We start from the raw sequence: 22710 nt of genomic DNA on the forward strand, positions 1-22710 counted from the left end.
ATACACCATGGCATACGAACTACCCCCCTTACCCTACGCCCAGGACGCTCTGGAACCGGTACTCTCAAAAGAGACCCTGGAGTATCACTACGGCAAACATCACCAGACCTATGTGACCAATCTGAACAATCTGGTCAAGGGCACCGATTTCGAGGGCGCCGCGCTTGAAGATATCATCATGAAATCCTCCGGCGGCCTGTTCAACAATGCCGCCCAGGTCTGGAATCACACCTTTTACTGGAACTGTCTCTGTCCGGGCGGCGCCGCCCCCAGCAGTGAACTGGAGGGAGCCATTGGCAACGCGTTCGGTTCCATGGAAGAGTTCCAGAAACAGTTCTCGGCCTCCGCCGCCGGCAATTTCGGCTCCGGCTGGACCTGGCTGGTGAAGAACGCCACTGGCGGCCTGGAGATCGTCAACACCTCCAACGCCGCCAACCCGATGACCGATGGCAAGACCCCGCTGCTGACTATCGATGTCTGGGAGCACGCCTACTATATCGATTACCGCAATGCCCGCCCCAAATACCTGGAATCGATCTGGGGCATCGTCAACTGGGCTTCTGTCTCGGCTAATTTTGCCGGCTGATCAATCCCGCCTCCCCCGCCCGGGGGAGGCATCCCTCCCGCCTCCCGCACCCGGCAAAAATACCCCCCGCACCTCTTGAATCCGGCAAAAATCCCCCTATATTTTTAGTGGGAATAGCACAACCACAGGAGGTATCAAAATGACACGCCTGATATCTGATCCCTGGCAGCTGATGAGGCTGTGGCAGGATGAACTGAACCGCAGTCCCCGCGCCCCCCTTGCCCAGAGTGACGATTCCAGTGTGGTGGGTGGGGACTGGACACCCGCCATCGACATCAAGGAGGAAGAGGACCGTTATGTACTGCACGCCGATATCCCCGGCGTGGAGCCGGACAAGATCGAGCTCAGCATGGAGGACGGCATGTTGACGATCAAGGGCGAAAAACGTCACGAGGTGACGGAGAACAAGGAGGGATACAAGCGGGTCGAACGTTCCTATGGCAGTTTCTACCGGCGCTTCAGCCTGCCGGACAATACCGACCCCGACCTGATCAAGGCCAGCGGCAAGGACGGCGTGCTTGAAGTGGTCATCCCGAAGGTCGAGGCCAAACGTTCCAAAAAGATAGAGATCCACCCGAAACGGAGCACTTGAGCTATCCGCCGCCCGGCGGAGCCGGGTGGCACACCCGCTTCGTCAGGAGTAACAACTCACCCGGTCTGTAAGTGATTGGCCTGGCTTGTTGGCCGATCTTGATGGTGCCTCGAATCCGGCCCCTTTTTCAGATTCAAGCCTGCCCTTGTTTGAGCGAAGCGAGTTTGGGCAGGCGCTGAAAATGGGGCCGGATTCGAGGAGATAAGCCATCGTGTGAGGCCGGCAAGGCAGGCCAATCACTCCGTGAGCATTGGCGAGGCGTATCACATGAGTAGTGGTACAGGAATGTACCGTTTACGGACCTGAGGATGGCATGCGCCTACCGGCTTATCCACATCCTTACCCCGTGATCAGTTACCGTCAGGGCTCCCCGCGCAGCTCCAGCGCCCGCTGATAGAGCCGGTTCTTCTTGGCGCCGGTAATGCGCGCCGCCAGTGCCGCCGCCTGTTTGGTCGGCATCTCCTCCAGCAATACGCCCAGTATCCGTTCCGACTCCGGATCGAGAGCATCCGCGCTGCGTTGTGCGCCCGCCACCAGTACCACGAACTCCCCCTTGCGCTGATTCGGGTCCTGGGCCAGGAGTTCCACCAGCGCGGCCAGGGGGCGGGAGAGGATCGTCTCGTGCAGTTTGGTCAGCTCCCGTGCGACCACCGCCGGGCGATCCCCGCCAAACACCGCCATCATGTCGGCCAGACACGCCTCGATCCGGTGACTCGCTTCGTAGAAGATCAGGGTCATCCCCTCATCCTTGAGACGCCTGAACTGCTCACGCCTGGCCGTTCCGGTCCTGGCCGGAAAACCCTCAAACAGAAACCGGTCGGTCGGCAGACCGGCCGCTGAGAGGGCGCAGATCAGCGCACTGGGTCCGGGAATCGGCACCACGCGCACACCCGCCTCCCGGCAGGCACGCACCAGCGGGAAGCCGGGATCACTGATCAGCGGGGTACCGGCATCGGATATCAGCGCCAGGGTGCCGCCGGCCACCAGCTGATCGACCAGCCGCCCGACCAGCTTCTGTTCATTGTGCTCATGCAACGCCAGCAGCGGCGTGTTGATCGCCAGCATCTGCAGCAGTGGCCGGCTGTGACGGGTATCCTCGGCGGCGATCACATCCACCGAAGAGAGTACCTGCTTCGCCCGCTCGGTAATGTCGGCACGATTGCCTATCGGCATGGCGACGATATACAAGCACCCCTTATCCATTGACACGGCACACCCCAAAAAAAGATACTGTCTTGCTCAATCCTGCCTGCCTGAAAGCGACCATGCAACAAAGACCTGCTAAATTCCTCCTCACGCTGTTGATCCTGCTGACCGTAATTGGCTGTGTGCCGTTGCCGGGCGTCCGGGATACGGGCACCGCAACCGATCCGCTCACGGCGCAGGCGATAGCGCTGGAGGAGGCCGGAGAGTATGCCGCCGCGGCTGAGCTGTTCGAACAGCTGGCCCTGCAGGCCCTCCCGCCAGCCGACCAGGCCTTGCTCCTGCGGGCCGCCGAGAACCACTTCCGCGCCCAGAACAGCGAGCGCGCCACCGCGCTGCTGGCACGGATCAACACCCGGACCCTGCCCGCCCTGGATTTTCGCAAACGCCTGCTGGTGGCGGAACTGGCGCTCAGCAACAACCGCCCGGATGAGGCCATGTCGCTGTTGAGCGAAGGGGTTCCGGAGGGGACCGACAGCGCCCTGCGCCAGCGTTTCCACGCCGATATGGCCGAGGGATACCGGCTCTCCGGCAACCTGCTGGAGAGTGCCCGGGAACTGGAAGAGCTGGACCTGTTGCTTGAGGACATGAACAAGCGGCTGGATAACCAGTTGCTGATCATTCAAACCCTCACGGCACTGACCGATACCGCCCTTGACCTGCTGCAACCCAACCCGCCGGGGATTCAGGGGGGCTGGATGGCCCTGGCGCGGATCATCAAGGGACACACCGGCGATACCGACCGGATCCAGGAGCAGCTGAAGGGCTGGCGCGAACGCTTCCCCAGCCATCCGGCCATCCCGGGACTGCTGGAGGGCTATTTCCAGAAACTGGAGAGCCAGTACCAGCGCCCCGATCACCTGGCCATCCTGCTGCCGAAATCGGGCCCCTATGCCAATGCGGCAAGCGCCTTGCGGGACGGTTTCATGGCGGCCTATTACCAGCAGCCGCCAGAGAGCCGCCCCCGGCTGCAGTTCTATGACAGCAGCGACAGCGCCGACACCTGGCCGCTCTACCGCCAGGCGGTGGATGCGGGCGCTGATATGGTAATCGGCCCGTTGAACAAGGAGGGGGTCGCCCAGCTGGCTCGCGCCGGGGAACTGGAGATTCCGGTGCTGGCCCTCAATCAGGTCCCTCCCGACACCACGCCACCGGTGACCCTCTACCAGTTCGGCCTGGCGCCCGAGGACGAGGCGCGACAGGTGGCCGAACGCGCCTGGCTCGACGGCCACACCCGGGCGATCACCTTCACCCCGAGCGGCGACTGGGGTGACCGGATACTCAACGCCTTCCGCAATCGCTGGGAGCGCCTGGGCGGCACCCTCAGCGAGCAGCAGCGCTATGATGCCAGGGAGAACGACTTCTCCGACGCCATCCAGGCGCTGCTGAACCTGGACGAGAGCCGCGCCCGGCGCAGCCACCTGCAACGCCTGTTCGGTCAGAACCTGGAGTTTGAACCGCGGCGCCGCGGTGACGCCGATTTCATCTTCCTGGCGGCGAATCCGTCCAAGGCACGGCAGATCAGGCCCCAGTTCCAGTTCCACCATGCCGCCGATATCCCGATCTACGCCACCTCCAGCATCTATGCCGGGGTGCCGGCCCCGGGCGAAGACCAGGACCTGGAGGGGATCAAGTTCCCGGATATCCCCTGGCTGCTGATGAATGAAGGCGACAGCCCGCTGGCCCGGGACAATCTGGCCCGCGTCCTGCCTGACAGCCAGGGCGCCTATCGGCGACTCTATGCCATGGGCATCGACAGCTTCCGCCTGCTGCCCCACCTGGGACGGCTGCAATCCTCCGCACGCGAGACCATCGAGGGCAAGACCGGCAACCTCTACCTGGACAGCATCCGCCAGGTCCACCGCCAACTGGTCTGGGCCGAGATGAGCCGGGGTATTCCCAAGGCGATCGGCTACGCCCCGCGCATGATGAGCATGAGCGAAGAGATGGAGGGCGGTCCCGCCGCAACGAGCGCGGCACCACCGGCCGGGAGCGAACCCGCGCCACCCCGGGGCGGCGTGATACCCGAGGCCGGTGCGGCCACCATCCGGCCGGCGGAGTAGCGGGTTGCGGCGACCATTCCAAAACGGTTTCCCAGGCAGGCCACACGGCAGGAAAACCGGCGATGACGCCGAGACACGCGCCCAACACTACCTGGAGGGACAGGGACTGCGCACCCTGAGACGCAACTATCTCTGCCGGGCGGGCGAGATCGACCTCATCATGCAGCACCGGGAGACCCTGGTATTTGTCGAAGTGCGCTACCGCAAAAATGCCCGCTTCGGCTCCGCCGCCGAGAGCGTGACCAGCGCCAAACAAAAAAAGATCATCCGCGCCGCCAGTCACTGGCTGAGCCGTGAGAAGCGGCACAACACCCCCTGCCGATTCGACGTACTGGCTCTCACCGGCGAGGGTGAGGCGCTGCGGATCGAATGGATCACCGATGCCTTTCAGCAGGAACTTGTGTAGATGAACCTGATCGAACATATCACCGAGACCTTCCACCACAGCATGCAACTGCAGATGGAGTCGCTTTCGGTGGTCGCCGAACCCGTCGCCAGAAGCGCCGAACTGATCGTCCGGCGCCTGCTGGAGGGGGGGAAAATCCTCACCTGCGGCAACGGGGGCTGCGCCGGCAATGCCCAGCACTTCTCCTCGGTGATGCTCAACCGGTTTGAGCGGGAGCGGCCGGGACTGCCGGCGATCGCACTGACCACCGACTCCTCGACCCTCACCGCCATCGCCAACGACTATGATTATGATGAGATCTTCGCCAAACAGATCCGTACCCTGGGACACCCGGGCGATCTGTTGCTGGCCATCACCAGCAGCGGCAATTCGGAGAATATCAATGCGGCTATCGCCGCCGCCCACGAGCGCAAGATGCTGGTGATCGCACTCAACGGCCGCGATGGCGGTCGGCTCTCCGGCCTGTTGCAGGAGGGGGATGAGGAGATCTGCATCGCGGCCGACTCGAGCGCCCGGATAATGGAGGTGCACCTGCTGGTGATTCACTGCCTGTGCGACCTGATTGACAAACAACTCCTTGGTAACTAGTACTCTGACAAGGTGATATTGACGTATTCAGTACGTAATTATTCTTTCGCAGTAACTACCTAGGGGTGATTGGCCTGCCTTGTTGGCCGATCTTGATCCAGCCATCGTGTGAGGCCGGCAAGGCAGGCTAATCACTTACAGACCGGGTGAGTAGTTACCTTTCGCAAACCCTAAGGAAATAACGGAGAACCCCATGAAAAAAATACTCACCCTGATTGTCGTAACCAGTCTCTCCCTGCCGCTGCTGCAAGGCTGCGCCACGGCCGTGGTCGGCGGCGCCGCCGCCGGCGCCTCGGTGATCCATGACCGGCGCTCGGCCGGCACCGTACTGGATGACCAGACCATTACCGTGAAGATTATGAACGAGTTGCTGAATAACAGGGAACTGCGGGAACACAGCAGCATGAGCGCCACCAGCTACAACCAGGTGGTGCTGCTCACCGGCCAGGCGGAAAATGCCGGCTATCGCACCGAGTTCGAGCGCATCGCCCGCAATACGCCGATGGTGAAACGGACGGTCAACGAGGTGCAGATCAGCCCCAGTGCCACCCTGGTCGAACGAAGCAAGGACAGCTGGATCACCTCCAAGGCGAAGATCGAGCTGTTCAATGTCAAACTGCCGCGATTCGACCCGACCCGGGTCAAGGTGATCACCGAGAAGGGCGTCGTCTACTTGATGGGCATGGTAACAGCCGAGGAGGCGGAGGCCGTGGTGGAGAAGATCCGTTACCTGGACGGCGTCACCAAGGTGGTGAAGGTCTTTGAGTATATCTGAGGGTAAAACCGCCACCCCGCTCGACGCCGATACCCGCGAGGCGCTGGCCGCGATCGTCGGCGCAGAGGGGGTGTTGACCGATCCGGGCGACTGCTGGCCCTACGGCTATGACAACAGCCGCCGCCACGCCCTGCCCCAGGCGGTGGTCTTCGCCACCACCCATGAACAGGTGCGCGACATCGTCGTCCTGTGCAACCAGCAGCGGATCCCGCTGATCGCCCGGGGCAAGGGGACCGGCACCACCGGCGCCACGGTGCCGGACCGGGGTGGTATCATCCTCGCCCTGGAGCGCATGGACCGGATCCTGGAGATCGACCCAGCCAACCGTATCGCCCGGGTGCAGCCCGGCGTCACCAACCAGGCGCTGCAGCAGGCGCTCCACCCGCACGGCTTCTTCTGGCCGCCCGACCCCACCAGCGCGGCGATCTGCACCGTCGGCGGCAACCTGGCCTACAACTCGGCCGGTCCGCGGGCGGTAAAATACAACACCCCGCGGGAGAACACCCTGGGGCTGCGCGCGGTCAGCGGCGCGGGCGAGGAGTTGCGTACCGGCGTCATCACCAGCAAGGGGGTCGTCGGCTACGACCTCACCCGGCTGTTGATCGGCTCGGAGGGGACCCTGGCCATCATCACCGAGGCAGTGTTGAAACTCACACCCCTGCCCGAGGCCAAGGCCACACTCCAGGCCACCTACCGGGACATGCATGCCGCCGCCCGGGCGGTCTCCGCCATCATGGCCCAGCCGATCACCCCCTGCGCCCTGGAATTCATGGACGGCGCCTCCATCGACATGGTGCGCAACTACTCCGATCTCGACCTGCCGGAGGCCGTCGGCGCCCTGCTGATGATCGAGGTGGACGGACCGGCCCACGGTCTCGACCAGTCCCTGCAGGCGGTGATCGACGCCGCCCGGATCGACGGGATGGTCGGGATCGAGGTGGCCCACGGCGAGCAGGAGGTGGAGCGGCTCTGGCGCACCCGCAAGGCCCTCTCCCCGGCACTGCGCAACATCGCCCCGAAAAAGATCAATGAGGACGTGGTGGTGCCGGTCTCCCGCATCCCCGACCTGATAGGCGGGCTGGAACGGCTGTCCGACCGATTCGATATCCGCATCGTCAACTTTGGCCACGCCGGCAACGGCAACATCCATGTCAATCTGCTGACCGACCCGGACGACCCGGCGATGATGGCGCGCGCCCATGAATGTCTGAGCGAAACCTTCGATCTGGTTCTGCAACTGGGCGGCACCTTGTCGGGGGAACACGGCGTGGGGCTGGAGAAGCGGGATTACATCGACCGCGAGATCGAGCCCGCCACGCTGCGCCTGATGCACGCCATCCGCCGCCAGTTCGACCCGCTGGGCATCCTCAACCCCGGCAAGACGCTGCCGGAGAGCGACGGGGCGACGGAGGAGACGCGATGAGACACCAGGCGCCGCGAACAATCTGGCTGCTGCTGATCGGCGGCCTCGCCCTGCCGGCCCTGGCGGCCCGCATCGACCTCACCGACCTCGCCAACCAGGGCCTGGACGGCTGGAACGAACACAGCTTCAAGGGCCACACCCGTTACCGGGTGGTCGATCTGGACGGCATTCCGCTGATCAGTGCCCGCAGCGACGCCAGCGCCTCCGGCCTGTATAAAGAGCTGCGGGTGGATCTGCGCGAGACGCCCTACCTCAACTGGCAGTGGCGGGTCGAGAAACCGTTGCGCGGGCTGGATGAACGGAGCAAAGGCGGTGACGACTACAGCGCCCGGGTCTACGTGATCCGGAGCGGCGGCCTGCTGCCGTGGCGCACCAAGGCCCTCAACTATGTCTGGTCAGGCAGTCAGCCGACCGGCGCAAGCTGGCCCAACGCCTACAGCGACCGTGCCCGGATGATCGCCGTCCGCTCCGCCGCCGACAGCCCGGGTAGGCTGTACAGTGAGCGACGCAACGTCCAGGTCGATTTCCAGCGCTACTTCGGCGCCCCGGTGGACTCTATCGATGTCATCGCCATCATGACCGATACCGACAACTCGGGCCGGCAGGCGCACGCCTATTACGGCGACATCTTCTTCTCCCGATAACCCCAAGGAGTCGCGCAAGAATAAGTTCCGGTATTCGGTCGCCACTGCCAAGCCGGACCACGCGGTCAATATATTCGCGCTTCGACCTCCACACCCTGCCGCTAAAATGGTATAAAGTCGCTCCGATATATCGGGCGACCACGGCAGCACTCCGCTCCGGCCCGCCACGGTTCAATCTGTAGCCCGCTAAATGATCAAGGAGCAACTGCTGTGAGTAACGCCCTCAAAACCCTGTTTTTCCTGCTGGTGGCCCTCCCCGGCGCGGCCCTCGCCGCGGCAACCGGTGACAACCAGCTGGACCTGACCAGCCATTGGGTGGGCTACACCGCCATTGCCATCTTCGCCCTGGCCTATCTGCTGGTAATGGCGGAAGAGTTTACCCATCTGCGTAAATCCAAACCGGTGATCCTGGCCGCCGGCCTGATCTGGTCGCTCATCGCCTGGTACTACGCCGCCCACGGCTTTACCAGCGAGGCGGAGGTGGCGGTACGCCACAACCTGCTGGAGTATGCCGAGCTGATGCTGTTCCTGCTGGTGGCGATGACCTATATCAACGCCATGGACGAGCGCAACGTGTTCGAGGCGCTGCGCTCCTGGCTGGTGGCCAAAGGCTTCGGTTTCCGTCAGCTGTTCTGGATCACCGGCGTGCTCGCCTTCTTCATCTCACCCATAGCGGACAACCTGACCACCGCCCTGCTGATGTGCGCGGTGGTGCTGGCGGTGGGCGGCAACAACAACAAGTTCATCCTGCTGGCCTGTATCAATATCGTGGTCGCCGCCAATGCCGGCGGCGCCTTCAGTCCGTTCGGCGACATCACCACCCTGATGGTGTGGCAGAAGGGTGTCGCAACACCCCAGGGCGTGGTCGCCTTTGGCAGCTTTTTCGCGCTGTTCCTCCCCTCCCTGATCAACTGGCTGGTACCGGCCGCCATCATGCACTTCGCGGTCCCCAACGAGCAGCCCAGCGGCGGCGGCCAGGCGGTGGCCATGAAGCGCGGGGCGCGGCGCATTATCGTGCTGTTCCTGCTCACCATCGTCACCGCCGTGAGCTTCCACAACTTCCTGCACATGCCGCCGGTGATCGGCATGCTCACCGGTCTGGCCTACCTGCAGTTCTTCGGCTTCTTCCTGAAGAAGACCTACCACCGGGAACTGAACGCCAGCAACGGTGAGGTCGCCACCGAACTGGAACATGACGGCCAGATGGGCGATCTGGTCGCCTTCGACGTGTTCAGCAAGGTGGCGCGCGCCGAGTGGGACACCTTGCTGTTCTTCTATGGCGTGGTGCTCTGCGTCGGCGGCCTCGGCTTCATTGGTTACCTGTCGCTCACCTCGGAACTGATGTATGTGCAACTGGGGCCCACCACCGCCAACGTCATCGTCGGCCTGCTCTCCGCCATCGTCGATAACATCCCGGTGATGTTCGCGGTGCTCACCATGCTGCCGGATATGTCCATGGGCCAGTGGCTGCTGGTCACCCTCACCGCCGGCGTCGGCGGTTCGCTGCTCTCCATCGGCTCCGCCGCCGGCGTCGCTCTGATGGGCCAGGCGCGGGGCCGTTACACCTTCTTCGGCCACCTGAAGTGGGCGCCGGTAATCGCCCTCGGCTATGCCGCCAGTATCTACGCCCACCTCTGGATCAACGCGTCCCTGTTCTGATCCCAATCGGGACCACCGGCAGTCACCAACTGCCGGTGGTTATTAAGATAACAATTCCGTTATCATGGGCGCTGGTCTAGGAGTCTGTCGGACTTAACACTGATCTACTGCGGAAAAGCCGGATTTGGCCAGATTTTCCGATCTTTCTCGTTAAATAGGCCCACTATTCTCCTCGAAAGATCGAAAAATCTGGCTCATTCAATCGCCGGGAGCGATTGACGTGCCAACCCCGAAGGGGTGAAGCACAGGGATGTGCGGAACAAACCGGCTTTCCCTCGCTACGATCGGTTAAGCCCGACAGACTCCTAATGGCGACGAGCACTCACATGCAGATCACCCGAACAGCACCCCGACTCGGCATTGCCGCACTCGCCTGCGTGAGCGGCACCGCGCTCGCCGCCGACCCGGACCTGTTGCTGCCTGCAATGGCCGCCCACTGGAGCGGCTATCTCGCCCTGGCGACCTTTCTCCTCGCCATCCTCCTGGTCAGCCTGGAGGAGTTCACCCAATTCAGTAAATCCAAACCGGTCATGATTTCCGCCGGCGTCATCTGGGCATTGATCGGCTGGTACGCCGTCACCACCGGCAGCGCGGCACAGGCGGAACAGAGCGTGCGTCAGAGCCTGCTGCAATATAGCGAGCTGATGCTGCTGATCCTGGTGGTGATGACCTACATCAACGCCCTGGGCGAGCGCCGCGTGTTCAAGACCCTGCGTGCCCGGTTGTGCAATCGCGGACTCAGTTATCGCGGACTGTTCTGGAGCAGCGGCATCAGCACCTTCCTGCTGTCGCCGTTTCTCGACAACCTGGCCAGCGCACTCCTGGTGGGCGCGCTGATCCTGGTGATCGAGCCGGACAACCGGCGCTTCATCAGTCTGGGGTGCATCAACGTGGTGGTGGCGGCCAACGCCGGCGGCGCCTTCAGCCCCTTCGGCGACATCACCACCCTGATGGTGTGGCAGCAGGATATCCAGAGCAGCAACGGGGCCCTGGATTTCTGGAGCTTCTTCAATCTGTTCATCCCGGCGCTGATCAGCTTCCTGATACCCGCCTGCGCCATGCACCTGGCCCTGCCGAAGGGGAGGCTGCAACCGCACTGCCAGCCGGTGCGCATGCTGCGTGGCGCACGCCGCATCATGCTGCTGTTTCTCGGCGCCATCGCCACCGCGGTGCTGTTCCGGGGGGTGCTGCATCTGCCCGCTGTGGTCGGCATGCTCACCGGCCTCTCCTACCTGCAGTTCTTCGGCTACTACCTGAAAAAAACCCACCGGCCCCTGGAAGAGGGGGTGGAGGATGCCGAGATGCTGGCCTCGCCCGTCCCGGTCGATGGCCGCACTCCGTTCGACGTATTCGTCCGAGTGGGCCAGGTGGAGTGGGATACGCTGCTGTTCATCTATGGCGTGGCGCTCTCGGTCGGCGGACTCGGTTACATCGGTTACATGGCCACCGCCTCCGATATCATGTACAGCCAGTGGGGCGCCACCGCCGCCAATATCACGGTGGGACTGGCCTCGGCGGTGCTGGAGAACGTGCCCACCATGTACAGTGTGCTGACCATGATGCCGGATATGACGCAGGGGGAGTGGTTGCTGGCGACCCTCAGTGTCGGCACCGGCGGCTCGCTGTTGGCGATCGGCTCGGCGGCCGGGGTGGCGCTGATGGCCCAGTCCAATGGCAACTACACCTTTTACAGCCACCTGAAATGGACCCCGGTGATCCTGCTCGCCTACTTTGCCGGCATCCTCGTCCACCTGTGGCTGAACGCCCGCCTGTTCTGACCACCACGTCTCATCGCAGCGACCCCTCCCGATCCATAGGGCGGGCCGTGCCCGCCGACGGCGCCCACGGGGCGCCCTATACCCCAAGCGTCGGATCGGGCTCAGGACTGCCCCTGGCTCGTTGGGGTTCGCAGGTTCACCCCAACCTACGGCCGTGCGGCGGTGTAGGATGCCGGTGAGCTTGCGAACCGCATCATTCCATCCTCAGGTCCGTAAACGGTGCACCCCTGCACCACTCCTCGCGGTAAGGGTGATGCGGTTGGTGCCTCACCGGCAACCTTATTCGTGTTCATTTGCGTTCATTCGCGGCTTAAATCTTCCCTCCGCACTCAGGGGTCGGAGTCAAGCCGGCCGGTATGGCTAAAGCAATTCCCGGAAATGCGCGGCTTGACTCCGACCCCTCGCAAATTGTGCCCACGCGGAAGGTGCGACACGGGACAACAAGGTGGGCACAGACCACGTGCCCACCCTGCGCGACTGTGGTGGAAATTGGGGCCAATAATTACTCCTGATCAGAACAGCAGATTCATCATCAGGATCATCACCACCAGGAACAGCAGGGTCATAACGCCGCCGGCACGCATGAAGTCCGGCACCCGGTAACCGGCCGGCCCCATGATCAGGGCATTCACCTGATGGGTGGGTATAATGAAGGAGTTGGAGGTGGCGATGGCCACCGTCAGGGCAAACACCGCCGGATCGGCACCGACGCCGACGGCAATATTCACCGCCAGGGGAACCAGCAGTACGGTGGCGCCCACATTGGACATCACCAGGGTGAAGAAGGTGGCCAATATGGCGACAGCCGTCTGGATCACCCACACCGGCATCCCGCCGACCACCGAGATGGTCTGCTCGGCAATCCACTTGGCGGTGCCGCTGGTCTCCACCGCCAGGCCCAACGGGATCAAGCTGGCCAGCAGGAACACCGTCTTCCATGAGACCGCCGAATAGGCCTCCTCGATCTTCAGTACGCCCGAGAGCACCATGCCGATGGCCCCGGTCAACAGCGCGATGGAGAGGCGGATATCGGTGAACAGGACCATGGCGAGGGCGATGGCAAAGAACAGTCCGGCCCAGCCCACTTTCTGCGGGCGCGTCTCTTCATGCGGATATTCCGTGGTGACCACGACAAAGTTGCGGTCCGATTCCAGGCGCACCAGGGAGTCCCAGGTGGTGTGCACCACCAGGGTATCGCCCGCCTTGAGGGGCAGATCGCGGATGTGATCCCCCTCATGCAGGGTCTCGCCATTGCGATGCAGCGCCACCATGGCGACACCGTAGGTCTTGCGCAGCCAGACATCGCGGGCGCTCTTGCCGATCAACTGGGAACCGGGGGGAATGACCAGCTCGGCAATACCCGCCTTGGTGGAGGCGAGCGATTCGGCAAAGGATTTGAGGCCGTTGCGCAGCCGCAGATCGAACTTCTCGACAAAACCGGCCAGACACTTGGGCGAGGCGATCACACCCAGCACCATACTCGCCTCAACGGCAAAATCCCGCGCCAGATCACCGCGACCGATACGGATGCGGCCGTTCGACCCCTTGGTGGCAATCATGCGCACCCGGTAGTCCGTCTCCACATCGTCCAGCTTCTTGCCCACCAGTTCACTCTCCGGCGGCACCACCACCTCGAACAGGGCATAGTCGATGTCATAGATGCGCTGGAAATACTCCATCGAGTTGGTGGCTGTGGCGCCGTTGTCGCTGCTACCGACGGGCAGCACGAAGCGCCCGGCAAGCACGAAATAGATGATGCCGGTAACGACCAGGGCGACCCCCACCGGGGTGACGGAAAAGAGCGACCAGACCTGCATCTGGTGATCCGCCGGCAGCGCCTGGTTGGAGGTGAGGATCAGGTCATTGAGCAGGATCAGCGGTGAGGAGCCGACCATGGTCACGGTACCGCCGAGGATGGCGCAGAACCCCATCGGCATCAGCAGGCGCGACATGGGCAGGCCGGAACGGGCGGAAATACGGCTCACCACCGGCAGGAACAGGGCCGCGGCGCCCACGTTCTGCATGAAGGAGGAGATGAAGGCCACGGTGCCGGAGATGATCGGGATGATCCGTTTTTCGGTACTGCCGCCCACATCGAGGATGAATCCCGCCACCTTGCTCATCAGTCCGGTCTTGTCCAGCCCGGCACCAATGATCATCACCGCGATAATGGAGATGACCGCGTTGCTGGAGAAGCCGTCGAACAGATGGGTGGTGGGAACCAGCCCCTCGGACAGCCCCATCATGGGTGCCAGCAGGCTGGTGAGTCCGAGCAGCACCATGACCGTCAGCGCGGCCACGTCCACGCCCACCACCTCGAAGGCAAACAGATAGATGGTGAGCAGCAGCAGGCCGCTGACCCAGGCGATCTGCAGCGTCGGCACCACGGAGGTCGTGGCGAGGGCCAGCAGCGCAAAAACCAGTGCCGCGATGAATTTTTTCCTGCCCGGCGTGATCGGTGCTTTCTTCTCCAGCGAGACCGCAGACTCCATCGACCGTTATACCCCGAAATAATAATTATGCTTGTTGGCTACCCTGGAACCGGGTGAAGCGCCAGATTTTTCGATCGTTCGAGGCCAATAGTGGGCCCATTAAACGAGAAAGATCGGAAAATATGGCCAAATTCGGCTTTTCCGCAGTAGATCAGCGTTAAGTCCGACAGGCTCCTGGAGCGATCCACCCTGAGGTGGTCCGCATATACCATATAAGATCGCCGCGCTGGCGGCCAGTCGCAGCACCCAGTCACAGTACGGAGCGGAGCGGAAGTATATCAGCGGGATCTTATTTAGCCAAAAATATTCTCGCCAACACGCGGCGCAGTCCGAGGTCAAAAAATCAGGGGGTTCCGAGCGTTATGAAATGACCTGGGCCCATTCATCCCGGGTTGACGGCAGGGCGTATTGCAGTCGCCCGGGCGACACTCCATACTGAGCAAGACGAAAAACGAACAGCGGGACTGATAAAAACACCCATTAACATAACAACGCCTTATAGATAAGGAAAATTATTGTTACTTCTCCTCACGGTTCACCGCTGTCAGAATTGCCGACAATCTGAAGAAGTTTTATAGACTCAGGGGTATAACATGTCGAAAAAACATCCGATCGTTGCCGTTACCGGCTCATCCGGCGCCGGAACGTCCACGGTAAAGCGTGCCTTTGAACACATCTTTTATCGGGACGGGGTCACCCCGGCCATTATCGAGGGCGACAGCTTCCACCGCTATGATCGTGTGGCGATGCGCGAGGCGGTGGCCGAGGCATCGCAACGGGGAGAGAACCTGAGCCACTTCGGTCCCGCCTCCAATCTGTTCGGTGAACTGGAGAAGCTGTTCAAGACCTACGGCGAACACGGCAACGGCAAGAAACGCTACTACCTGCACAGCGAGGAAGAGGCGGCGGAGCACAATGTCCGCCTCGGCACCGCCCTGGAACCGGGTCAGTTCACCCCCTGGGAGGACATCCCCGGCGAGACGGATCTGCTGTTCTACGAAGGCCTGCACGGCGGCATGGTCACCGACGAGGCCAATGTGGCCCAGTATGTCGACCTGCTGATCGGCGTGGTGCCGATCGTCAACCTGGAGTGGATCCAGAAGATTCACCGCGACAACTCGGAACGCGGTTACTCCGCCGAAGCCATTGTGGAAACCATCCTGCGGCGCATGCCGGATTACATCCACTACATCACCCCGCAGTTCTCGCGCACCGATATCAACTTCCAGCGCGTCTCCACCGTGGACACCTCCAACCCCTTCATCGCCCGGGACATTCCCAGCCCGGATGAGAGCTTTGTGGTGATCCGCTTCCGCGACCCGAAGAAGTTCAATATCGACTTCCCTTACCTGCTCTCCATGCTGCATGACTCCTTCATGTCACGCCGCAACTCCATCGTGGTGCCGGGCGGCAAGATGGGTCTGGCCATGGAGATCATCCTGACCCCGATCATCGAGCAGATGATGGACGAGCGAAACGGCGGGTAACCCCACCGGACCGCTTCCAGGGATACAAAAATGCCGCCTTCGAGACGGCATTTTTTTTACCCGATGGGCCACTCACCCAGCCATGGCCCTATGCTGTTCATTTGCTATCGATCTTCACCACTGGGACACAGAGGGCACAGAGGCCAATGCTACTTAGTTAAACTTAAAACTCCCGTCATCCCGGCGCAGGCCGGAATGACGGTGGTTCTTGGCTGAAGTAAGTGCTATTCGGCACAGAGGTAAAATTGGTCAACGTAACGGAGCGGATAAGCCATTGTACTCAGGGGTCGGAGTCAAGCCGGTCGGAATGGATTAACCAATTTTCGCAAATACGCGGCTTGACTCCGACCCCTTCCGATCTTGAGGCGGCATTTTTTGTCTGTAACTCAGGCCGTCACTGTGGCATTGGCGGCAGTGGGATGGTCTTGCCGTTGACGCTCAGCAGGCCATCCGCGAGGGTTGCCCGGGTGGCGATCGTGTCGCCCTGCTCGACCAGGATCTCCTGCCCCAGCAACTGGTTCAGCTGCTGTTCGGTCAGCACGGTCGCCAACTCCGCCAACTCCGCCGCACTGGGCAGCTTGGCATCGGGATTGAGCAGCCGGCGCTGCTCAAACTGGCGCAACAGATCGGCCTCCACCTTTTGCCGCAACAGCAGGGTGAACAACCGCTTCGGCATCTGCAACGAGGCATCGGCCACCAACTTGCCGAGTACCGCCGGCGCATTGCCGATCTCCTTCCACTCCAGCCCTACCGACTGCAGCGAGAGCTTACCCGCGACCAGGCCATCCGGGGTCTGAATGCTCAGCTTGTCGATGGTCACCAGCGGATCCCCCTTGAGCAGGGCCGGGGCATTGCCCATCAGCACACTCAACAGCGCCATCCCTTTCTGCTCGTCCGGCAGCTGCTGGGCATTGATCTCCTCGACCGACTGTTGAATCCGCAGCAGCGCCTCGGGCGGCAGATTGCCGAGCCCCAGCCGAACCTCCGCCGGGCCGTAAACCCCGCCATCGACCTCCAGCCGATCCAGCTGGTAATGGACCGTGGCGCTGACCAGCTCCCCCTTGACCGTGCTTTCGGCCTCCACACCCAGTTGACGCGCTTCAATCCGGGTGCCGGAGGCCTGATCCCACATGCCGATGCGGCCGATCGCGAACCGCCCCCCGCCCAGCGTCAAGCCGGAGACATCCTTACTGGAATGGGAGTTGAGCTGCATCCCCTCGATCTCCAGTAGTTGCGCGTCCCCCTGCGACAGCCGCAATGCCGGCAGGGCGAAACGGGCATCCACCTGCTCGAAGGCCGCATCAAAACGAATATCGCCATCCATACCGTCAAAGCGGATCGCCGGGCGCTCGCCACTGGCCGGGATCACACCCGCCGGAAGGTCGATCCGGGTACTGCCCTGACCGTCGATGCCGATCAGCGTCCTGATCACGGCCTGATAATCGGCCGGCAACAGCGACTCACCATCCACCCGGATATCGCTGCGGATATCCGCCAGCCGCAACCCATCCGTCGTCAGCGGCCCGTGCGTGATATGACTCACCAGGGAAAACTGCAGCGTTTCCATCTTGCTGCGATCCGCGCCGGAGGGGATCCTGACCAGAAAATCGGTACGGCTCTCGGCGCCGAACCAGGCACGCTGGTAATCCTGCGAGACCAGCTCGGCACCGCCCTTGGCAAACTGCTGCATCAGTCCCTGATAGTAAGTCTCCACCTGAAAGCCGACGATACCGGGAGCCGCCAACAGGGCCGCCCCCAGCACGACAAACAGGGCAATAAACCGCTTCATACGCATCCTCACTTTATTGTTATGCTCCAATACCGCCCGAGAGGCGCAACCCGACCGCGGCGTGGCGGCGGGACTTAGGGCCCGCGCAAGAATACGTTCCTGCATTCGGACGCTCCTGGACACCGCTGGCGGCATTACGCTTTGTTGGCAAGGGAACAGCTTTGTCCAAGGATGGACTTATGCCGCGGAGACCATGGATGGTCGGGAGCGGCCATTGCCTGTAAAGCAGGCCTTGCCAGCGTGGCCCAGGAACGCCCTCGGTACCACGGAATTATCCTTGCGCGGGCCCTTAGCGCTGACCGTTGACCGAAACTTCCCTGACCGGATCTCCCGCCGTCAACTCGGCGTCCGCCGCCAGTGCCGTCTCGATCACCGCTAGCACGCTCTCCCGGTCGAGCCCCGCCTCGCGCAGCTGTTCCGCCGGCGTGGCGTGCTCGATGAAATGATCCGGCAAGCCGAGATTGATGGTCCGGACCCGCTGCCGGTCGGCCGCCAGATACTCATTGACGGCGGATCCGGCGCCCCCCTTGAGCACATTCTCTTCCAGGGTCACCAGCAGTTCATGACTGTCCGCCAGCCGCCGCACCAGTGTCTCGTCCAGCGGTTTGACAAAGCGCATATTGGCCACGGTGGCGTCCACGTCCTCGGCCACTTGCAGTGCCGTATCCAGCAGACTGCCGAAGGCCAGGAGTGCCACCCGCCGGCCCTGCCGACGAATCTCGCCCTCGCCCAGCGGCAGGGTCTCCAGCGCCTCGTCAACCCGGGCCCCGCAACCCGCCCCGCGCGGATAACGGACCAGGGCCGGCCCCTCATACTGATAGGCGGTCTGCAGCAGCTTGCGGCACTCGTTCTCATCGGACGGCGCCATCACCACCAGGTTGGGGATGCAGCGCGCATAGCTCAGATCAAAACTGCCCGCGTGAGTGGCGCCGTCGGCGCCCACCTGCCCGGCCCGGTCCACCGCAAAGGTGACATCCAGGTTCTGCAGCGCCACGTCGTGAATCAGCTGGTCATAGGCGCGCTGCAGGAAGGTGGAGTAGATTGCCACCACCGGTTTTACCCCGTCACAGGCAAGCCCGGCGGCGAAGGTGACGGCATGCTGTTCGGCAATGCCCACATCGTAATAACGGTCGGGAAAACGCTTGGCATAGGCCACCATGCCGGAACCGGAGCACATGGCCGGGGTGATCGCTACCAGCCGCGGGTCGGCCGCGGCGGCATCGCACAACCAGCGGCCGAAGATCTCGGTATAGCTGGGCCCGGAGGCGCTCTTCTTGTCCATCTTGCCGGTGGCCGGATCGAACGGTGTCACCCCGTGGTAGACCAGCGGGTCCCCCTCAGCCGGCTTGTAACCCCGGCCTTTCTGGGTCACCACGTGCAACAGCCGCGGGCCGTGCATCATCTGCATGTTCTGCAGGGTGGCGGTCAGGGTCTCCAGGTCGTGGCCGTCGATCGGGCCGATATAGTTGAACCCCAGCTCCTCGAACAGGGTGCCGGGCATCACCATGCCCTTCATGTGCTCTTCCCAGCGCCCCACCAGCTCGGAGATGTGCGGCAGACTGCTCAGCGCCGACTTGCCGCCTTCACGCACCCGGGTGTAGAACTTGCTGGAGAGCAGGCGGGCCAGGTGATTGCGGAAGGCGCCGACCGGGTCGGAAATGGACATGTCGTTGTCGTTCAGCACCACCAGCAGGTCCAGGTCCAGGGCACCGGCGTGATTGAGCGCCTCGAACGCCATCCCGGCGCCCATCGCCGCGTCACCGATGACGGCGACCACATCACGCTTGACCTTCAGCCGCTTGGCCGCTGCGGCCATGCCGAGGGCGGCACCGATGGAGGTACTGGAGTGGCCGGTGCCGAAGGTGTCGTAGTCGCTCTCTTCGCGGCGCGGAAAACCGGAAATGCCGTCGCGCTGGCGCAGGCTTTCCATACGCTCGCGCCGGCCGGTGAGAATCTTGTGCGGATAGGCCTGGTGGCCCACATCCCAAAGCAGCCGGTCCTCCGGGGTATTGAGTACGTAGTGCAGCGCAATGGTCAGCTCCACCACCCCGAGCCCGGCCGCCAGATGGCCGCCGGTGCGCGACACGGTTTCGATCAGAAAGCGCCGCAACTCCTCGGCCAGTGCCGGCAGCCGCTCCGGCGGCAGCAACCGGAGATCCCGGGGATATTCGATACTGTCGAGCAGCCGGAATGTGCCAGTCGATCCTGATCCGCTGCCCTGTTGCCGCTGTGACATGCCCTTACCCGTGCGTTCCGCTGGAGACCCTGGCAGCCTGTCTGGCTTAACCGATCGTAGCGAGGGTCCGCAGTAGATCAGCGTTAAGTCCGACAGGCTGCTGCAGCCATTGTAAAGTATAGCCGTCGGAGGATTTCCACCCGCTCAGCGATGGAAGTCGGTCCCCGACCCTGGTTGATTGTGCAATCGCAATAGGCGAAACCGCGCATTTTAGCCCAACAAGCCGCACCAAGTCCCTACCTAATTTTCTGGATCTCGGCCAACCCGTCGCCCAGCAGGAAATCGTGGAACGCCTGGGCCGAGGGCGACAGCCGCTTGCCGCGGCGATGCACCATGAACCACTTCTTGAGCAGTGGGAAACCCTCCACGTCCAGGGTCACCAGCCGGCCGGTCTCCAGCTCCAGCTCGATGGTGTGGGCCGACACCACGGCCAGTCCCAGCCCAGCCCGGACCGCCTGTTTGATCGCCTCGCCGCCATTAAGCTCCATGCCGCAGAGCAGATCGAGTCCCTGCTCCTGAAAAAACCGCTCCAGCGCCAGCCGGGTGCCAGAGCCGGGCTCGCGCATCAGAAAGGTCTGCTCGGCCAGCTTTTGCAGCGAGATTCGCTTCTCCCCCACCAGCGGGTGGTCGGGCGGCGCGATCACCACCAGGGGATTGTCCATGAACTCTTCATATTCCAGATCGAGCGCATCGGGGGGTTGGCCCATCAGCACCAGATCCTTCTCGTTCTGTTCCAGCATGCGCATCAGCTCCTTGCGGTTATTCACCGAGAGGCTGAGCCGGACACCGGGATAGCGGCGTGAAAAGGCCCCCAGGGCACGCGGGGCGAAGTAGTTGACGGTACTGGCCACGGCGATATCCAGACGGCCGCGACTCAGCCCCTTCTGCGCCTCCATCACCTCTTCCATCTCGTCCAGTTGGCGGAAAATCGCCTTGCCATAGGTGTGGAGCTCCCGCCCGGCCCCGGTGAGATGGATCTTCTTGCCCAGCTTCTCAAACAGCGGCAATCCGACGCTCTCTTCTAACTGTTTGATTTGCATGGAAACCGCAGGCTGACTAAGATATAGCTCATCAGCAGCTCTGGTAAAACTCAAATGAGTGGCTACGGCCTCGAACACTTTCAATTGACGAATTGTGAAATTCATAATGCTCACCCCATACCTACATATAAGCGCTACCTTATCACATCAATCAAAAACTTTGAGTTTTATTTATAGTGATCGATAGCTATAGTCACCTCAACTCCCCTGGGAGAAGCCGATTGAACCCATCGCACTGTACGCAAACAGCCCAATCATATATAGAGAGTAATGAGGTAACAACAGATGGCCCTTGACCAAACCAGTCGCTACGCCGACCTGAGTCTGAATGAAGACAAGCTGATCGCTGACGGCAACCACATCCTGGTTGCCTACACCATGGAGCCTGCCGCAGGCCACGGCTATCTTGCTACCGCGGCACACTTCGCCGCCGAGTCTTCCACCGGGACCAATGTGGAGGTCTCCACCACCGACGACTTCACCAAGGGTGTGGACGCGCTGGTGTACGAGATCGATGAAGCCAACGGCATCATGAAGATCGCCTATCCGAACGAGCTGTTCGATCGTAATGTCACCGATGGCCGCATCATGCTGGTCTCCTTCCTCACCCTCTGCATCGGCAACAACCAGGGCATGGGTGACGTGAAGAACGCCCAGATGCAGGACTTCTATATCCCGCCGAAGATGCTGCAGCTGTTTGACGGCCCGGCCAAGGACATCAGCGATCTGTGGCGCATCCTCGGTCGTCCGGTCAAGGATGGCGGCTACATCGCCGGCACCATCATCAAGCCGAAACTGGGCCTGCGCCCCGAGCCGTTCGCCTCGGCCGCCTACCAGTTCTGGCTGGGCGGTGACTTCATCAAGAATGACGAACCCCAGGGTAACCAGGTGTTCTGCCCGCTGAAGAAGGTGGTACCCCTGCTGGCCGACGCCATGAAGCGCGCCCAGGACGAGACCGGGCAGGCCAAGCTGTTCTCCGCCAACATCACCGCGGACGATCATTACGAGATGCTGGCGCGTGCCGATTATATCCTCGAGACCTTCGGCGAGAACGCCTCCCATGTCGCCTTCCTGGTGGATGGCTTCGTCGGCGGCCCGGGCATGATCACCACCGCCCGGCGCCAGTACCCGAACCAGTACCTGCACTACCACCGTGCCGGTCACGGCATGATCACCTCGCCCTCTTCCAGCCGCGGCTACACCGCCTTCGTACTGGCCAAGATGGCGCGTCTGCAGGGTGCCTCCGGCATCCACGTCGGCACCATGGGTTACGGCAAGATGGAAGGCTCGCGGGACGACAAGATCATCGCCTATATGATCGAGCGCGACAGCTGCGACGGTCCGTTCTATCACCAGGAGTGGTACGGCATGAAACCCACCACCCCGATCATCTCCGGCGGCATGAACGCGCTGCGTCTGCCCGGCTTCTTCGAGAACCTGGGCCACGGCAACGTGATCAACACCTCCGGTGGCGGCTCCTACGGCCACATCGACAGCCCGGCGGCCGGCGCCATCTCCCTGCGCCAGGCCTACGAGTGCTGGAAGGCCGGTGCCGACCCGGTCGAGTACGCCAAGGAGCACAAGGAGTTTGCCCGCGCCTTCGAATCCTTCCCGCACGATGCGGATCAGATCTTCCCCGGCTGGCGGGATCGTCTGGGCGTGCACAAGTAAGCCACCCAATAGCTGTGTAGAACAGAAAACCCCGCATCCTGATGCGGGGTTTTTTTGTTTACCTAGTTCTGCCCTTTACATCCGGGCGTAGGATGGGTGGAGCGCCCCCATGGACTCTCCGCCGGCTCCGGCTCCGGCGCGCAACCCATCGTGCACCTGCACCCGCATCCGAAGATGGGTTACGGCGCGACCAACTGCCGCGAACAGCCGTTTACAATGGTGCCGCGCCTCCACCCATCCTACACGCTACTGCCTACCCCCCCTCGTTCCCACGCTCC

At 62.4% G+C, this 22710-nt stretch carries 17 protein-coding genes; 12 read left to right on the top strand and 5 right to left on the bottom strand.

Annotated features, from left to right (window positions below; translation table 11 throughout):
• Positions 1–7: 7 nt before the first annotated feature.
• Positions 8–586 (top strand): superoxide dismutase, encoded by a 579-nt coding sequence (locus NPX02_RS16560; RefSeq protein WP_260294905.1) that lies wholly within the window; start codon positions 8–10, stop codon positions 584–586.
• Positions 587–725: 139 nt separating this feature from the next.
• Positions 726–1178 carry an Hsp20/alpha crystallin family protein gene (locus NPX02_RS16565; protein ID WP_260294906.1) on the top strand — a complete coding sequence of 151 codons (453 nt, stop codon included), beginning with the start codon at positions 726–728 and terminating at the stop codon, positions 1176–1178.
• A 360-nt stretch (positions 1179–1538) separates the two neighbouring features.
• Here NPX02_RS16565 and rsmI read toward each other — a convergent pair whose 3' ends face one another.
• Positions 1539–2381, bottom strand: coding sequence for a 16S rRNA (cytidine(1402)-2'-O)-methyltransferase (gene rsmI / locus NPX02_RS16570; protein WP_260294907.1), 843 nt, complete (start codon positions 2379–2381; stop codon positions 1539–1541).
• Positions 2382–2443: 62 nt separating this feature from the next.
• On the opposite strand from rsmI, the gene NPX02_RS16575 reads away from it, so the two are divergent.
• The 8 genes from NPX02_RS16575 to nhaD (NPX02_RS16610) all read left to right on the top strand — a co-directional run bounded on the left by NPX02_RS16575 (position 2444) and on the right by nhaD (NPX02_RS16610) (position 11717).
• Positions 2444–4444, top strand: a complete 2001-nt coding sequence (locus NPX02_RS16575; protein WP_260294908.1) for a penicillin-binding protein activator — start codon at positions 2444–2446, stop codon at positions 4442–4444.
• Positions 4445–4448: 4 nt separating this feature from the next.
• On the top strand, positions 4449–4850 hold the full coding sequence (locus NPX02_RS16580) for a YraN family protein (protein ID WP_260294909.1): 402 nt from the start codon (positions 4449–4451) through the stop codon (positions 4848–4850).
• Positions 4851–5438: a phosphoheptose isomerase gene (locus NPX02_RS16585; RefSeq protein WP_260294910.1), complete on the top strand. Its 588-nt coding sequence runs from the start codon at positions 4851–4853 to the stop codon at positions 5436–5438.
• A 193-nt stretch (positions 5439–5631) separates the two neighbouring features.
• Positions 5632–6213, top strand: coding sequence for a BON domain-containing protein (locus NPX02_RS16590; protein WP_260294911.1), 582 nt, complete (start codon positions 5632–5634; stop codon positions 6211–6213).
• Entirely contained in the window at positions 6206–7636 is a 1431-nt protein-coding gene (locus tag NPX02_RS16595) for an FAD-binding oxidoreductase (RefSeq protein WP_418067345.1), read from the top strand. Before NPX02_RS16590 ends, NPX02_RS16595 begins: the two co-directional genes overlap by 8 nt.
• Positions 7633–8280, top strand: a complete 648-nt coding sequence (locus tag NPX02_RS16600) for a DUF3047 domain-containing protein (RefSeq protein WP_260294912.1) — start codon at positions 7633–7635, stop codon at positions 8278–8280. Before NPX02_RS16595 ends, NPX02_RS16600 begins: the two co-directional genes overlap by 4 nt.
• A 210-nt stretch (positions 8281–8490) precedes the next feature.
• The gene (nhaD, locus tag NPX02_RS16605) at positions 8491–9939 is read left to right on the top strand and encodes a sodium:proton antiporter NhaD (protein WP_260294913.1); all 1449 of its coding nucleotides are present in this window, start codon (positions 8491–8493) and stop codon (positions 9937–9939) included.
• A gap of 326 nt (positions 9940–10265) precedes the next feature.
• The gene (gene nhaD, locus NPX02_RS16610; RefSeq protein ID WP_260294915.1) at positions 10266–11717 is read left to right on the top strand and encodes a sodium:proton antiporter NhaD; all 1452 of its coding nucleotides are present in this window, start codon (positions 10266–10268) and stop codon (positions 11715–11717) included.
• A gap of 512 nt (positions 11718–12229) precedes the next feature.
• Here nhaD (NPX02_RS16610) and NPX02_RS16615 read toward each other — a convergent pair.
• A complete protein-coding gene (locus tag NPX02_RS16615) occupies positions 12230–14209 on the bottom strand; it encodes an SLC13 family permease (RefSeq protein ID WP_260294916.1) in 1980 nt (659 codons plus the stop codon).
• A gap of 593 nt (positions 14210–14802) precedes the next feature.
• On the opposite strand from NPX02_RS16615, the gene NPX02_RS16620 reads away from it, so the two are divergent.
• Positions 14803–15696 (top strand): phosphoribulokinase, encoded by an 894-nt coding sequence (locus NPX02_RS16620; protein WP_260294917.1) that lies wholly within the window; start codon positions 14803–14805, stop codon positions 15694–15696.
• 394 nt (positions 15697–16090) lie between these two features.
• Here the strand turns inward: NPX02_RS16620 and NPX02_RS16625 are convergent, their stop codons facing one another.
• The 3 genes from NPX02_RS16625 to NPX02_RS16635 form a co-directional block, all read right to left on the bottom strand.
• Positions 16091–17485 carry a YdgA family protein gene (locus tag NPX02_RS16625; RefSeq protein ID WP_260294918.1) on the bottom strand — a complete coding sequence of 465 codons (1395 nt, stop codon included), beginning with the start codon at positions 17483–17485 and terminating at the stop codon, positions 16091–16093.
• 289 nt (positions 17486–17774) lie between these two features.
• Positions 17775–19721, bottom strand: a complete 1947-nt coding sequence (gene dxs, locus NPX02_RS16630; protein ID WP_260294919.1) for a 1-deoxy-D-xylulose-5-phosphate synthase — start codon at positions 19719–19721, stop codon at positions 17775–17777.
• Between the two features lie 236 nt (positions 19722–19957).
• Positions 19958–20866, bottom strand: a complete 909-nt coding sequence (locus NPX02_RS16635; RefSeq protein ID WP_260294920.1) for a LysR family transcriptional regulator — start codon at positions 20864–20866, stop codon at positions 19958–19960.
• 180 nt (positions 20867–21046) lie between these two features.
• On the opposite strand from NPX02_RS16635, the gene NPX02_RS16640 reads away from it, so the two are divergent.
• The gene (locus NPX02_RS16640; RefSeq protein WP_260294921.1) at positions 21047–22432 is read left to right on the top strand and encodes a ribulose-bisphosphate carboxylase; all 1386 of its coding nucleotides are present in this window, start codon (positions 21047–21049) and stop codon (positions 22430–22432) included.
• Positions 22433–22710: the final 278 nt, after the last annotated feature.

This window comes from Sedimenticola hydrogenitrophicus, from assembly GCF_025175675.1.
GTDB classification, from domain to species: domain Bacteria; phylum Pseudomonadota; class Gammaproteobacteria; order Chromatiales; family Chromatiaceae; genus Sedimenticola; species Sedimenticola hydrogenitrophicus.

What these genes read in the sequence shown, in the direction of transcription:
- NPX02_RS16640 (WP_260294921.1), top strand. Translation starts at nt 21,047, where the DNA reads ATGGCCCTTGACCAAACCAGTCGCTACGCCGACCTGAGTCTGAATGAA.
- nhaD (WP_260294915.1), top strand. Translation starts at nt 10,266, where the DNA reads ATGCAGATCACCCGAACAGCACCCCGACTCGGCATTGCCGCACTCGCC.
- NPX02_RS16615 (WP_260294916.1), bottom strand. Translation starts at nt 14,209, where the DNA reads ATGGAGTCTGCGGTCTCGCTGGAGAAGAAAGCACCGATCACGCCGGGC.
- NPX02_RS16620 (WP_260294917.1), top strand. Translation starts at nt 14,803, where the DNA reads ATGTCGAAAAAACATCCGATCGTTGCCGTTACCGGCTCATCCGGCGCC.
- NPX02_RS16590 (WP_260294911.1), top strand. Translation starts at nt 5,632, where the DNA reads ATGAAAAAAATACTCACCCTGATTGTCGTAACCAGTCTCTCCCTGCCG.
- NPX02_RS16625 (WP_260294918.1), bottom strand. Translation starts at nt 17,485, where the DNA reads ATGAAGCGGTTTATTGCCCTGTTTGTCGTGCTGGGGGCGGCCCTGTTG.
- NPX02_RS16600 (WP_260294912.1), top strand. Translation starts at nt 7,633, where the DNA reads ATGAGACACCAGGCGCCGCGAACAATCTGGCTGCTGCTGATCGGCGGC.
- NPX02_RS16565 (WP_260294906.1), top strand. Translation starts at nt 726, where the DNA reads ATGACACGCCTGATATCTGATCCCTGGCAGCTGATGAGGCTGTGGCAG.
- NPX02_RS16560 (WP_260294905.1), top strand. Translation starts at nt 8, where the DNA reads ATGGCATACGAACTACCCCCCTTACCCTACGCCCAGGACGCTCTGGAA.
- NPX02_RS16575 (WP_260294908.1), top strand. Translation starts at nt 2,444, where the DNA reads ATGCAACAAAGACCTGCTAAATTCCTCCTCACGCTGTTGATCCTGCTG.
- dxs (WP_260294919.1), bottom strand. Translation starts at nt 19,721, where the DNA reads ATGTCACAGCGGCAACAGGGCAGCGGATCAGGATCGACTGGCACATTC.
- rsmI (WP_260294907.1), bottom strand. Translation starts at nt 2,381, where the DNA reads ATGGATAAGGGGTGCTTGTATATCGTCGCCATGCCGATAGGCAATCGT.
- NPX02_RS16585 (WP_260294910.1), top strand. Translation starts at nt 4,851, where the DNA reads ATGAACCTGATCGAACATATCACCGAGACCTTCCACCACAGCATGCAA.
- NPX02_RS16635 (WP_260294920.1), bottom strand. Translation starts at nt 20,866, where the DNA reads ATGAATTTCACAATTCGTCAATTGAAAGTGTTCGAGGCCGTAGCCACT.